This window comes from Streptomyces sulfonofaciens, assembly GCF_014656295.1.
GTDB classification, from domain to species: Bacteria; Actinomycetota; Actinomycetes; order Streptomycetales; family Streptomycetaceae; genus Streptomyces; species Streptomyces sulfonofaciens.
On sequence record NZ_BNCD01000007.1, the window covers coordinates 87,720 to 100,686 of the forward strand.

Annotated in this window: 12 protein-coding genes; 11 read left to right on the forward strand and 1 reads right to left on the reverse strand. The window is 69.7% G+C overall.

Annotated elements, in window-relative coordinates:
- Positions 1-68: 68 nt before the first annotated feature.
- Positions 69-863 (reverse strand): C40 family peptidase, encoded by a 795-nt coding sequence (locus IE313_RS13705; protein ID WP_189931762.1) that lies wholly within the window; start codon positions 861-863, stop codon positions 69-71.
- 1,142 nt (positions 864-2,005) lie between these two features.
- Between IE313_RS13705 and IE313_RS13710 the strand changes: the two genes are divergently transcribed.
- The 11 genes from IE313_RS13710 to nuoK are packed head-to-tail and all read left to right on the forward strand — an operon-like array spanning position 2,006 to position 12,963.
- Complete coding sequence (locus IE313_RS13710; RefSeq protein ID WP_189931764.1) at positions 2,006-2,365, forward strand: NADH-quinone oxidoreductase subunit A; 360 nt, start codon at positions 2,006-2,008, stop codon at positions 2,363-2,365.
- A 54-nt stretch (positions 2,366-2,419) separates the two neighbouring features.
- Complete coding sequence (locus IE313_RS13715; protein ID WP_189931766.1) at positions 2,420-2,974, forward strand: NuoB/complex I 20 kDa subunit family protein; 555 nt, start codon at positions 2,420-2,422, stop codon at positions 2,972-2,974.
- Positions 2,971-3,714 (forward strand): NADH-quinone oxidoreductase subunit C, encoded by a 744-nt coding sequence (locus tag IE313_RS13720; protein WP_189931768.1) that lies wholly within the window; start codon positions 2,971-2,973, stop codon positions 3,712-3,714. The genes IE313_RS13715 and IE313_RS13720 overlap by 4 nt, the downstream gene beginning before the upstream one ends.
- Positions 3,711-5,033 (forward strand): NADH-quinone oxidoreductase subunit D, encoded by a 1,323-nt coding sequence (locus IE313_RS13725; protein ID WP_189931769.1) that lies wholly within the window; start codon positions 3,711-3,713, stop codon positions 5,031-5,033. Before IE313_RS13720 ends, IE313_RS13725 begins: the two co-directional genes overlap by 4 nt.
- A 17-nt stretch (positions 5,034-5,050) precedes the next feature.
- Positions 5,051-5,872: an NADH-quinone oxidoreductase subunit NuoE gene (nuoE, locus tag IE313_RS13730; RefSeq protein ID WP_189932147.1), complete on the forward strand. Its 822-nt coding sequence runs from the start codon at positions 5,051-5,053 to the stop codon at positions 5,870-5,872.
- Positions 5,869-7,263, forward strand: coding sequence for an NADH-quinone oxidoreductase subunit NuoF (nuoF, locus tag IE313_RS13735; protein ID WP_373316980.1), 1,395 nt, complete (start codon positions 5,869-5,871; stop codon positions 7,261-7,263). Before nuoE ends, nuoF begins: the two co-directional genes overlap by 4 nt.
- Positions 7,260-9,806: an NADH-quinone oxidoreductase subunit G gene (locus tag IE313_RS13740; RefSeq protein ID WP_189931771.1), complete on the forward strand. Its 2,547-nt coding sequence runs from the start codon at positions 7,260-7,262 to the stop codon at positions 9,804-9,806. The genes nuoF and IE313_RS13740 overlap by 4 nt, the downstream gene beginning before the upstream one ends.
- Complete coding sequence (nuoH, locus tag IE313_RS13745) at positions 9,803-11,194, forward strand: NADH-quinone oxidoreductase subunit NuoH (protein ID WP_373316981.1); 1,392 nt, start codon at positions 9,803-9,805, stop codon at positions 11,192-11,194. Before IE313_RS13740 ends, nuoH begins: the two co-directional genes overlap by 4 nt.
- Positions 11,187-11,855, forward strand: coding sequence for an NADH-quinone oxidoreductase subunit NuoI (gene nuoI / locus IE313_RS13750; protein WP_189931773.1), 669 nt, complete (start codon positions 11,187-11,189; stop codon positions 11,853-11,855). Before nuoH ends, nuoI begins: the two co-directional genes overlap by 8 nt.
- The gene (locus IE313_RS13755) at positions 11,852-12,667 is read left to right on the forward strand and encodes an NADH-quinone oxidoreductase subunit J (RefSeq protein WP_189931775.1); all 816 of its coding nucleotides are present in this window, start codon (positions 11,852-11,854) and stop codon (positions 12,665-12,667) included. Before nuoI ends, IE313_RS13755 begins: the two co-directional genes overlap by 4 nt.
- Positions 12,664-12,963 carry an NADH-quinone oxidoreductase subunit NuoK gene (gene nuoK / locus IE313_RS13760; protein ID WP_189931776.1) on the forward strand — a complete coding sequence of 100 codons (300 nt, stop codon included), beginning with the start codon at positions 12,664-12,666 and terminating at the stop codon, positions 12,961-12,963. The genes IE313_RS13755 and nuoK overlap by 4 nt, the downstream gene beginning before the upstream one ends.
- The last annotated feature ends 4 nt before the right edge of the window (positions 12,964-12,967 follow it).

A 12,967-nucleotide genomic window follows, 5' to 3' on the forward strand; every position in this document is an offset into this window, starting at 1 on the left:
GGCTCCCCGGGCAAGGGAAGCCGCCCTCCGCGGTCCACTCCGCGGTGCACACCGCGGTGTTCGCGGGATCAGAGCACCCGCACCGCACCGCTGGCCGGGTAGCCCGAGAGGTCCTGCACGACGACGCCCTTGGAGGGGTTCGCCGCGTCCAGGTACTGCCCGTTGCCGATGTACACGCCGACGTGGAAGGCCGAGCCCGCCTGGCCCCAGTAGAGGATGTCTCCGGGCTGGACGCTCGACAGCGGCACCTGGGTGCCCGCGGTGGACTGCTCCTGCGAGGTGCGCGGCAGGTTCACGCCGACCTGCTTGAAGGCGGCCTGCACCAGACCGGAGCAGTCCCAGGAGTTGGGCCCCGTCCCGCCCATCACGTAGGCGTCCCCGAGTTGCGCGGTCAGGAAGCTGAGCACGGCGCCGGCGCTGCCGCTGGGGAGGGAGACCGAGGAGGAGGCCGACTCGGTGTGCAGGGTGGTGCGCTCGGCGGAGCGCGAGGCCCGTGCCTCGGCGGCCTTCCTGGCGGCCTCGGCCTTCTGCTTGGCCTCGGCCTTCCGCTCGGCCTGCGCCTGGGACTTCCTGGCCTCCTTCGCGGCCTTCGTCACGGCCGCGTTCTGCAGGGCCTGGGTGGCGTACGCGTCCGCGGCCTCCTGGGTGGCGTCCACGGACGCGGCGACCTGAGTGGCGAGCCCGTCGGTGAGTGCGGGCATCTCGACGGTGTCGTGCACGGGCTCCGCGGCGTTGGCGGGCCCGGAAGCTCCGGTCACGGCCAGGGTGCTGAGGACACCGCCGGCGACTCCGGCGCACAGGGCGAATCTCGGCGCGCTGCGTCGGGCTTTCCGGTGGCTGGGTATATGAGCGGTGTGGGACATGTGAACAACCGCTATCAGGGCCTGACCGTTACCTTCAAGAAACGTGGAGTGCGCCACAGTTGCCCGATAGGGGCCTGAATCCCGGGTGTGTCGCTCTTCGTCGCGCTTGAAGAGCCACTTCGTATTGAGATGATCAAGCCTGTGCTCATGCACTTTCGGTAATACGCCCGAATTGCTCCCTGCTTACCACCTGTTGGGCCGCAAGCCAAGCCTCGCCCCTGGGGCCGTTGGGGCCGATGTGGCGAGTGTCACGGAACGGCGGGCCGCTCGACCGCGTCTGCATGGGTCGGCCCGGACGCGGTCGTGGCCCCGGTCGGAGTTGGGGGGAGATGTCCCGGATTGGCCTGTGCGGCCGGCGTGCGCGGAAGGCGTGTGGATGCGGCCGACCGGGCGCGGGGGAGTCGAGTCGTCCGATCGCATGCCCGGCGCGGCCGGCGCGGCGGAGCGTGTTCCTCGCGGGGGTCGGTGCGCCCTCTGCGGGGGTCCGGGGTGCTCCCTGTGTGCAGCGGCCGGATGCGGTGTGCCCGTAGCACGAGCTTGTTACGTGCAGATGACGCATTCCTCTCGTGAACGGGAGCACACGCCCTAACCGGGACGCAGGGGCGCTTCCGACTCCCACCACCTCCTTTCGAGTGCTCTCAGGAGCACTCGTCTCCTCTCGTACCGTCTCCTCCCGTCTGTGCCCCTCCCCGTATGAACCGGGCCTTTATCAGGCAGTTCCGTCCAGCGCGAATTTGCGCCAGGGTGCACCTGCTTGATAAAGAACCGGCCTCGTGACCAGCGCACTTACGGAAAGATGTCACCTCTGGTGACCGATACGCCGCTTCGTGTGTGAAGATCGGGGCCCTTCGGGCTTCATGATCGTTCGTCAGGTGGTGGAGATCACAAGGGTGATGCGTGACCCCGTGTCGCAGATCACAGACCCGCGGGCATAAGATGCGATGCAGTCGGGCTTGTGACCTGCTTCACATGGACGCGATCTTCGTGGACTCGGTGGAGGAGCGGTGGGGTCCCGGATCGCCGGATCGGCGGTCGATTCGCTGGATGGATCGGCCGGGGCCGGCGTCCGAGGTGCCTCCGGACCAGGGGACGGGCCCGGCGCCGCCGTAGGAGTCAGCGCCGACTGAGAGGAGCGAGGAGCGGTGAACGCGTATGCGCCCATCCTCGTACTGGGAGCCCTCGGGGCAGCTTTTGCGATCTTCTCCGTGGTGATGGCCACGCTTATCGGTCCAAAGCGGTACAACCGAGCCAAGCTCGAAGCCTATGAGTGCGGTATCGAGCCGACGCCGACACCGGCCGGCGGCGGACGGTTCCCGATCAAGTACTACCTGACGGCGATGCTCTTCATCGTCTTCGACATCGAGATCGTCTTTCTCTACCCCTGGGCCGTCAGCTTCGACGCCCTGGGGCTGTTCGGGCTCGTCGAGATGCTGCTCTTCGTGCTCACCGTCTTCGTCGCCTACGCGTACGTATGGCGGCGCGGCGGCCTGGAATGGGACTGAGAAGCGAGAGACCGCGAGAGACCACGCGAGGGATAAGAGGGGTCTGAGGGGCCTATGGGACTCGAAGAGAAACTGCCGAGCGGTTTCCTGCTGACCACAGTCGAGCAGGCCGCGGGCTGGGTGCGGAAGTCCTCCGTCTTCCCCGCGACGTTCGGCCTCGCCTGCTGCGCCATCGAGATGATGACGACGGGCGCGGGACGCTACGACCTGGCGCGCTTCGGCATGGAGGTGTTCCGCGGCTCTCCGCGGCAGGCCGACCTGATGATCGTGGCGGGCCGCGTCAGCCAGAAGATGGCACCGGTGCTCCGGCAGGTCTACGACCAGATGCCGAACCCGAAGTGGGTCATCTCCATGGGTGTCTGCGCGTCCTCCGGCGGGATGTTCAACAACTACGCGATCGTGCAGGGCGTGGACCACGTCGTTCCCGTGGACATCTACCTGCCCGGCTGCCCGCCGCGGCCCGAGATGCTGATGGACAGCATCCTCAAGCTCCATCAGAAGATCCAGTCCTCCAAGCTCGGTGTGAACGCCGAGGAGGCCGCCCGCGAGGCGGAGGAGGCGGCCCTCAAGGCGCTTCCCACGATCGAGCTGAAGGGGCTGCTGCGGTGAGCGAGCGCGACGAGCAGAACAAACCGAATCCCGAGCAGGACCTCAACGCCCAGAACCTCCCCGGACAGCGCGGCGAGCAGGGCGAGGAGATCCGCGTCCAGCGCGGCATGTTCGGCGCCAACAACGGCGGTGACACCACCGGTTACGGCGGCCTGGTCCGCTCCGTCCGGCTGCCCGGGGCCGCTTCCCGGCCCTACGGCGGCTGGTTCGACGAGGTGGCGGACGAGTTGGAGGGCGCACTGGAGGAGCAGGACCTCCTCCCGGAGAACGCCATCGAGAAGACCGTCGTCGACCGCGGCGAGATCACCTTCCACATCGCGCGCGAGCACCTGCTGCGCGTCGCGAGGACGCTGCGCGACGACCCGGCGCTCCGCTTCGAGCTGTGCACCGGCGTGAGCGGTGTGCACTACCCCGCCGACAAGGGGCGCGAGCTGCACGCCGTCTACCACCTGCGCTCGATCACCCACAACCGCCTGATCCGCCTTGAGGTCAGCGCCCCCGACGACGATCCGCACGTCCCCTCGCTGGTCTCCGTCTATCCGACGAACGACTGGCACGAGCGCGAGACGTACGACTTCTTCGGCCTGATCTTCGACGGTCACCCGGCGCTGACCCGGATCATGATGCCGGACGACTGGCAGGGCTTCCCGCAGCGCAAGGACTACCCCCTCGGCGGCATCGCCGTCGAGTACAAGGGCGCCCAGATCCCGGCTCCGGACCAGCGGAGGTCGTACTCATGACGACGCAGTCAGCATCGGCACGCGAAACCACGGAAGGCACCGTCTACACGGTCACCGGCGGTGACTGGGACGAGGTCGTCGAGGCTGCCGCCAAGGCCGACGACGAGCGCCTCGTGGTCAACATGGGCCCGCAGCACCCGTCCACGCACGGTGTGCTCCGGCTCATCCTGGAGATCGACGGCGAGACGGTCACCGAAGCCCGCTGCGGCATCGGCTACCTGCACACCGGCATCGAGAAGAACCTGGAGTTCCGCACCTGGACGCAGGGCACCACCTTCGTCACCCGCATGGACTACCTCACGCCGTTCTTCAACGAGACGGCGTACTGCCTCGCGGTGGAGAAGCTGCTCGGCATCGAGGACCAGGTGCCGGACCGGGCGAGCATCATCCGCGTGATGCTCATGGAGCTCAACCGGCTCTCCTCGCACCTGGTGGCCATCGCCACCGGCGGCATGGAACTGGGCGCCACCACGATCATGATCTACGGATTCCGTGATCGTGAACTCATTCTCGACCTCTACGAACTCATCACCGGCCTGCGGATGAACCACGCGTACATCCGCCCCGGCGGGCTCGCCCAGGACCTGCCGCCGGGCGCCGTCGACCAGGTTCGTGAGTTCGTGAAGACGATGCGCAAGAACCTGCCGCAGTACGACAAGCTGGCCACCGGGAACCCGATCTTCAAGGCCCGTATGCAGGATGTCGGCTATCTGGACCTGGCCGGGTGCATGGCCCTCGGCGCCACCGGGCCCATCCTGCGCTCCGCCGGTCTGCCGCACGACCTGCGCAAGGCGCAGCCCTACTGCGGCTACGAGAGCTACGACTTCGAGATCCCGACCAGTGACACCTGCGACTCCTACGGCCGCTTCCTCATCCGCCTCGAGGAGATGCGCCAGTCGCTGAACATCGTCGAGCAGTGCCTCGACCGGCTGGAGCCGGGTCCGGTGATGGTCGCCGACAAGAAGATCGCCTGGCCGGCGCAGCTCGCCCTGGGCCCGGACGGCCTCGGCAACTCCCTGGACCACATCAAGAAGATCATGGGCACCTCCATGGAGGCCCTGATCCACCACTTCAAGCTGGTGACCGAGGGCTTCAGGGTCCCGGCCGGACAGGCCTACGCGGCGGTCGAGTCGCCCAAGGGCGAACTCGGCGCCCATGTGGTCTCCGACGGCGGCACCCGCCCCTTCCGGGTCCACTTCAGGGACCCGTCCTTCACCAACCTGCAGTCGATGGCCGCGATGTGCGAGGGCGGCCAGGTCGCCGACGTCATCGTCGCCGTCGCGTCCATCGACCCCGTGATGGGAGGCGTCGACCGGTGACAGACGTCAGCCTGGGCATGCCCCAACTGCCCGCACCCGACTACCCGGCCGATGTGCGCACCCGGCTGGAGGCGGACGCCAAGGAGATCATCTCCCGCTACCCCGGCGCCCGCTCCGCGCTGCTGCCGCTGCTGCACCTGGTGCAGTCCGAGGAGGGGTACGTCACCCGCACCGGCGTGCAGTTCTGCGCGGAGCTGCTGGATCTGACCACCGCAGAGGTCACCGCCGTTGCCACCTTCTACACCATGTACCGGCGCAAGCCCGGCGGCGAGTACCACGTGGGCGTGTGCACCAACACCCTGTGCGCGGTGATGGGCGGCGACGCGATCTTCTCCGCCCTCCAGGAGCACCTGGGCGTCGGCAACGGCGGCACCACCCAGGACGGCAAGGTCACCCTGGAGCACATCGAGTGCAACGCCGCCTGTGACTTCGCGCCCGTGCTGATGGTGAACTGGGAGTTCTTCGACAACCAGACCATCGAGTCCGCCAAGCGCCTGGTCGACGACCTGCGCGCCGGATCCCGTGTCGAGCCCACCCGCGGTGCGCCGCTGTGCGGCTTCAGGGAGACCTCCAGGATCCTCGCGGGCTTCCCCGACGAGCGGCCCGGAGCCGTCGAGGCGACCGGCGGCGCGGGCCCCGCGTCGCTGATCGGGCTGCGCCTGTCCCGGGGCGAGAGCGCCGCCGCAGCGCGCGTGGTGCACCCGCGCGCCGGTGCCACCCGGCCGGCCGCGGCCCCCGAACCCGGTGCCGAGCACCTCAGCTCGCACGACGCACCGCAGACGACCTCGGCATCCGACCCCGAGCACCCGGCCGGCCCGGTCACCGAGGAGGGGGAGTGATGACTGTGACAGCCGAGAACCCCGAGAACGGGGCCGCCGCGCAGGAGCCCCAGGCCGAGATCAGTGCCGAGAAGCTGCTGGCGCCCGTGCTGTCGGCCTTCTGGGACGAGGACGGGTCCTGGACGCTCGACACCTACCGGCGGCACGAGGGCTACGAGGGCCTGCGCAAGGCCCTCGCCATGCAGCCGGACGACGTCATCGCCTACGTCAAGGAATCCGGTCTGCGCGGCCGCGGCGGCGCGGGCTTCCCGACCGGCATGAAGTGGCAGTTCATCCCGCAGGGCGACGGCAAACCGCACTATCTAGTTGTCAACGCCGACGAGTCGGAGCCCGGGACCTGCAAGGACATCCCGCTCCTCTTCGCGAACCCGCATGCCCTCATCGAGGGAATCGTGATCGCCTGCTACGCGATCAGGTCGGAGCACGCCTTCATCTACCTGCGCGGCGAGGTCGTCCCCGTGCTCCGCCGGCTGCACGAGGCCGTCCGCGAGGCGTATGCGGCGGGCTACCTCGGGAAGAACGTGCTGGGCAGCGGACTCGACCTGGAACTCACCGTGCACGCGGGCGCGGGCGCGTACATCTGCGGTGAGGAGACCGCGCTGCTGGACTCCCTCGAGGGCCGCCGCGGCCAGCCGCGACTGCGTCCTCCCTTCCCTGCCGTCGCCGGTCTGTACGCGTGCCCCACTGTCGTGAACAACGTCGAGTCCATCGCCTCGGTTCCCGCGATCCTGAACAAGGGCAAGGACTGGTTCAGGTCGATGGGCAGCGAGAAGTCCCCGGGCTTCACGCTCTACTCGCTGAGCGGCCACGTCGCGAGCCCCGGCCAGTACGAGGGCCCGCTCGGCATCACGCTGCGCCAGCTTCTCGACATGAGCGGCGGGATGCGCCCCGGCCACCGGCTGAAGTTCTGGACGCCCGGCGGCTCCTCGACGCCGCTGCTCACCGACGAGCACCTCGACGTGCCGCTGGACTACGAGGGCGTGGGCGCCGCCGGATCCATGCTCGGCACCAAGGCCCTGCAGTGCTTCGACGAGACCACCTGCGTCGTACGCGCGGTGACCCGCTGGACCGAGTTCTACGCCCACGAGTCCTGCGGCAAGTGCACGCCGTGCCGCGAGGGGACGTACTGGCTGGTCCAACTGCTGCGGGACATCGAGGCCGGCAAGGGCGCGATGAGCGACCTCGACAAGCTCGCCGACATCGCCGACAACATCAACGGCAAGTCCTTCTGCGCACTCGGCGACGGTGCCGCCTCGCCGATCTTCTCCTCGCTCAAGTACTTCCGCGCGGAGTACGAGGAGCACATCACCGGCAGGGGCTGCCCGTTCGACCCGGCCAGGTCGACCGCCTGGGCGGACGGCCCCACCGACACCACGGAGGTGAACGCATGACGGTAACCACTGGCGCTCCCTCCGGGGGCTCGGAGGCTGCCATCCCACCCAAGGCCGCCGAAGACCTCGTCTCGCTGACCATCGACGGCATCGAGGTCAGCGTGCCCAAGGGCACCCTGGTCATCCGCGCCGCCGAACTGCTCGGCATCGAGATCCCCCGGTTCTGCGACCACCCGCTGCTCGACCCGGCGGGTGCCTGCCGGCAGTGCATCGTCGAGGTCGAGGGCCAGCGCAAGCCCATGGCGTCGTGCACCATCACCTGCACGGATGGCATGGTCGTCAAGACGCAGGTCACCTCGCAGGTCGCGGAGAAGGCGCAGCGCGGGGTGATGGAGCTGCTGCTCATCAACCACCCGCTGGACTGCCCGGTGTGCGACAAGGGCGGCGAGTGCCCGCTGCAGAACCAGGCGATGGCCGTCGGTGACGCCGACTCCCGCTTCGAGGGCACCAAGCGCACCTTCGAGAAGCCGGTCCCGATCTCCACCCAGGTGCTGCTCGACCGGGAACGCTGCGTCCTGTGCGCACGCTGCACCCGGTTCTCCAACCAGATCGCGGGCGACCCGATGATCGAGCTGCTGGAGCGCGGCGCGCTCCAGCAGGTCGGCACCGGGGACGGCGACCCCTTCGAGTCGTACTTCTCCGGCAACACGATCCAGATCTGCCCGGTCGGCGCACTCACCTCGGCCGCGTACCGGTTCCGCTCCCGGCCCTTCGACCTGGTGTCCTCGCCGAGCGTGTGCGAGCACTGCGCGGGCGGCTGCGCGACCCGTACCGACCACCGGCGCGGCAAGGTCATGCGGCGGCTCGCCGCCAACGACCCGGAGGTCAACGAGGAGTGGCTGTGCGACAAGGGCCGCTTCGCGTTCCGCTACGCCCAGCGGTCCGACCGCCTGACCGGCCCCCTGGTGCGCAACGCCGAGACCGGTGAGCTGGAACCCGCGAGCTGGCCGCAGGCACTGGCCGCCGCGGCCGAGGGACTGGCCGCCGCACGCGGCCGTGCCGGCGTGCTGACCGGCGGCCGGCTCACCGTCGAGGACGCCTACGCGTACAGCAAGTTCGCGCGCGTGGCGCTCGACACCAACGACATCGACTTCCGCGCGCGCGTGCACAGCGCCGAGGAGGCCGACTTCCTGGCCGCGCGCGTCGCGGGGCGCGGCAAGGACCTCGGCGGCGCCTCCCGTACGGAGCCCGGGTCGGGCGCCGGCGTCACCTACACGGAGCTGGAGGAGGCGCCCGCGGTCCTGCTCGTCGGCCTGGAGGCCGAGGAGGAGGCGCCCGGCGTCTTCCTGCGGCTGCGCAAGGCATGGCGGGGGCGCGGCCAGCGCACCTTCGCCCTGGCCAGCCACGCCACCCGCGGCCTGGAGAAGGCCGGCGGCACCCTGCTGCCGGCCGCGCCGGGCACCGAGCCCGAGTGGCTCGACGCGCTCGCCGGCGGCGTCGGCCTCCACGACGAGGGCGTCACCGCGGCCGAGGCACTGCACGAGGAGGGCGCGGTCATCCTCGTGGGCGAGCGGCTCGCCGCCGTCCAGGGCGGGCTCACCGCCGCGGTGCGGGCCGCGACCGCGACCGGAGCCCGGCTGGTGTGGATTCCGCGCCGGGCCGGCGAACGCGGCGCGATCGAGGTGGGTGCCCTGCCCACGCTGCTGCCCGGCGGCCGTCCGGCCACCGACCCGCACGCGCGTGAGGAGGTCGCGGCAGTCTGGGGCGTCGCAGAGCTCCCGCACCACTTCGGCCGTGACACGAACCAGATCGTCGAGGCGGCCACGGGCGGTGTGCTGGGCGCCCTGCTCGTCGCGGGCGTCGAGGTCGACGACCTGCCCGACCCGGCCGCCGCGCGTGCGGCGCTCGACGGGGTGGGCTTCCTGGTGGCGCTCGAACAGCGGCCCAGCGAGGTCACCGAGCGTGCGGACGTCGTCTTCCCGGTGGCCTCGGTCGCCGAGAAGGCCGGCACCTTCCTCAACTGGGAGGGCCGCGCGAGGACCTTCGAGGCCGCGCTGAAACCCGACCAGATGACCCGCAGGCTCGCCCCCGCCGACCTGCGCGTGCTGCACATGCTGGCGGACGCGATGGACGTCCACCTGGGCCTGCCCGACGTGCGCACCGCCCGCGCCGAGCTGGACCGGCTGGGCATCTGGGAGGGTCAGCGGGCGGACGCGCCTGCGCAGAGCCAGGCCGTCATGCCGCGTCCCGGTACGGGTGAGGCCCTGCTCGCCGGCCACCGGCTGCTTCTCGACCTGGGCCGCCTGCAGGACGGCGACGAGGCCCTCGCGGGCACCCGGCACGCCGCCTGGGCCCGGCTCTCGGCGGCCACCGCGGCCGAGGCGGGCGTCAAGGACGGCGACGTGCTCGCCGTCAGCGGGCCCGCCGGCGCCGTGGAGCTGCCGTTGAAGGTCACACGGATGCCGGACCGCGTCGTCTGGCTGCCGCTGAACTCCACCGGGTCCGGCATCGCCGCCGACGTGGGCGCGCGCCCCGGTGAACTCGTCCGTATCGGCCCGGCGGTGGCGCCGGTGCCCCAGGAGGTCACGGAGGTGACGTCATGACGGGCCCGTCGCTGGTGCCGCTCGCCGTGGAGGACCTGTCGGCCTTCGGCCACGACCCGTGGTGGCTGGTCGTCGTCAAGGCGGTCTTCTGCTTCGCCTTCCTGATGGTGACCGTGCTCTTCTCCATCGTGTGGGAGCGCAAGGTCGTCGCCTGGATGCAACTGCGCATCGGCCCCAACCGGCACGGCCCCTGGGGCATGCTCCAGTCGCTCGCCGACGGTGTGAAGCTGATGCTCAAGGAAGACGTCATCGTCAAGCGCGCGGACAAGGTCGTCTACGTCCTCGCCCCGATCGTCGCCGCGGTGCCGGCCTTCATGGCGATCGCCGTGATCCCCTTCGGCCCGTCGGGCAACGAGGTCTCGATCTTCGGCCACCGCACCGCGATGCAGCTCACCGACCTGCCGATCGCGATGTTGTACATCCTGGCGGTCGCCTCGGTCGGCATCTACGGGATCGTGCTCGCGGGCTGGTCCTCCGGCTCGACGTACCCGCTGCTCGGCGGCCTGCGCTCGTGCGCCCAGATGATCTCCTACGAGATCGCCATGGGCGCCGCCTTCGCCTCGGTGTTCCTGTACTCGGGCTCGATGTCGACCTCGCAGATCGTGGAGCAGCAGCACGACCGCTGGTACGTGCTGCTGCTGCCGGTCTCGTTCCTGATCTACATCGTGACGATGGTCGGCGAGACCAACCGTGCGCCCTTCGACATGCCGGAGTCCGAGGGCGACCTCGTGGGCGGCTTCAACACCGAGTACTCGTCGATCAAGTTCGCCATGTTCATGCTGGCCGAGTACATCAACATGGTGACGGTCTCCGCGGTGTCGACGACGCTCTTCCTGGGCGGCTGGCGGGCACCGTGGCCCATCAGCACCTTCTGGGAGGGCGCCAACCACGGCTGGTGGCCGCTGCTGTGGTTCGTCATCAAGGTGCAGCTCCTGCTGTTCTTCTTCATCTGGCTGCGCGGCACCCTGCCCCGGGTCCGCTACGACCAGCTCATGAAGCTCGGCTGGAAGGTCCTCATCCCGGTCTCGGTGGTCTGGCTGATGCTGGTCGCGACCGTGCGGACGCTGCGGAACCAGAACTACGACTTCACCAGCATCGTGCTGTACGTGGCGGGCGCCGTCCTCGTGGTGCTGCTGCTCTCCTTCGTCGTGGACGTCTTCCGCGACCGGGGGAGCGAGGAGGCCGAGGAGGAGCCGGTGGCCTTCGACCCGATGGCGGGCGGATTCCCCGTGCCGCCGCTGCCCGGGCAGACGCTGCCGCCCGTGCCGCGGCGGCGGCCCCGCTGGGACGAGCGCGAGCTGGTTGTCAGTGGCGGCGTCGGCAGTGCCAGTCCCGGGGAGCCCAAGGCCCCCGAAGCCCGTGAAGGAAAGGAGGCGTCCGATGCCTGAGCGGCCCCGCAAGCAGATCGAGTCAGGGAAGCCCGGGGAGTCCAAGGAGGGATTCCAGAACCCGGTGGCGGGCTTCGGCGTGACCTTCAAGGCCATGTTCAAGAAGCGGCTGACCGAGCAGTACCCGGAGCAGGCGAAGGTCACCGCTCCCCGCTTCCACGGCCGGCACCAGCTCAACCGCCATCCGGACGGCCTGGAGAAGTGCGTCGGCTGCGAGCTGTGCGCCTGGGCCTGCCCGGCGGACGCCATCTACGTGGAGGGCGCGGACAACACCGAGGAGGAGCGCTACTCCCCGGGCGAGCGGTACGGCCGCGTCTACCAGATCAACTACGCCCGCTGCATCCTCTGCGGCCTGTGCATCGAAGCGTGCCCCACGCGCGCGTTGACGATGACGAACGAGTTCGAGCTCGCCGACAGCAGCCGCGAGAACCTGATCTACACCAAGGAGCAGCTCCTCGCCGGCCTCGACGACGGCATGGTCGACAGCCCGCACGCCATCTACCCGGGCACCGACGAGCAGGACTACTACCGCGGCCTGGTGACCCACGCCGCGCCGGGCACCGAGCGCCAGGTCGCGCTCTCCAGGGGCGAGGCGCCCCAGGAGGCCGCCGCCGACTTCGGCCCCGGTGAGCCGGCCTCCGAGAAGGTGATCGGCCGATGAGGGAACTCGCCGCCTACACCACCTCCACCGGTGAGGCCATCCAGTTCTGGGTCCTGGCCGTGTTCGCGGTGCTCGGCGCGCTGAGCACCATCCTGATGCGCAAGGCGGTGCACAGCGCACTCTGCCTGGCCGGCACGATGATCATCCTCGCGGTGTTCTACCTGGCCAACGGAGCCTACTTCCTCGGCATCGTGCAGATCGTGGTCTACACGGGCGCGATCATGATGCTCTTCCTCTTCGTGGTGATGCTCGTCGGTGTCACCGCCGCGGACTCGCTGAAGGAGACGATCAAGGGCCAGCGCTGGCTGGCCGCGCTGTGCGGGGTCGGCTTCGGCGTCCTGCTGATCGCCGGTATCGCGAACGCCTCCCTCAAGGACTTCGCCGGCACCGGCAAGGCCAACGCCGGCGGCAACGTGGAGGGCCTCGCGGCCCTGATCTTCACCAAGTACGTGTTCGCCTTCGAGATCACCGGCGCGCTGCTGATCACGGCGGCCGTCGGCGCGATGGTGCTCACCCACCGCGAGCGCACCGAGCGGGCGAAGACCCAGCGCGAGCTGTCCGAGCAGCGGGTGCGCGAGGGCAGGCACGTGCCGCCGCTGCCGGCACCCGGCGTCTACGCCCGGCACAACGCCGTGGACATCGCCGGCCTGCTCCCCGACGGCAGCCCCTCGGAGCTGACCGTCAACAAGACCCTGCGGGCCCGCGGCCAGATCCGCGACGTCTCCCAGGAGGCCGTCAACGACCTGAAGGCCCTGGAGCAGCGCTCCGCCGACCGCCTGGAGCGGGCGGGGACCGAGGAGGCGTCCAAGTGAACCCGGTCTACTACCTCTACCTCGCCGCCCTGCTGTTCACGATCGGCGCCACCGGCGTGCTCATCAGGCGCAACGCCATCGTGGTGTTCATGTGCGTCGAGCTGATGCTCAACGCCTGCAACCTCGCGTTCGTGGCGTTCTCCCGGCTGCACGGCAACCTCGACGGCCAGATCATCGCGTTCTTCACGATGGTCGTCGCCGCCGCGGAGGTCGTGGTCGGGCTCGCGATCATCGTGTCGCTGTTCCGTTCCCGCCACTCGGCCTCGGTCGACGACGCCAGCCTGATGAAGCTGTAAGGGG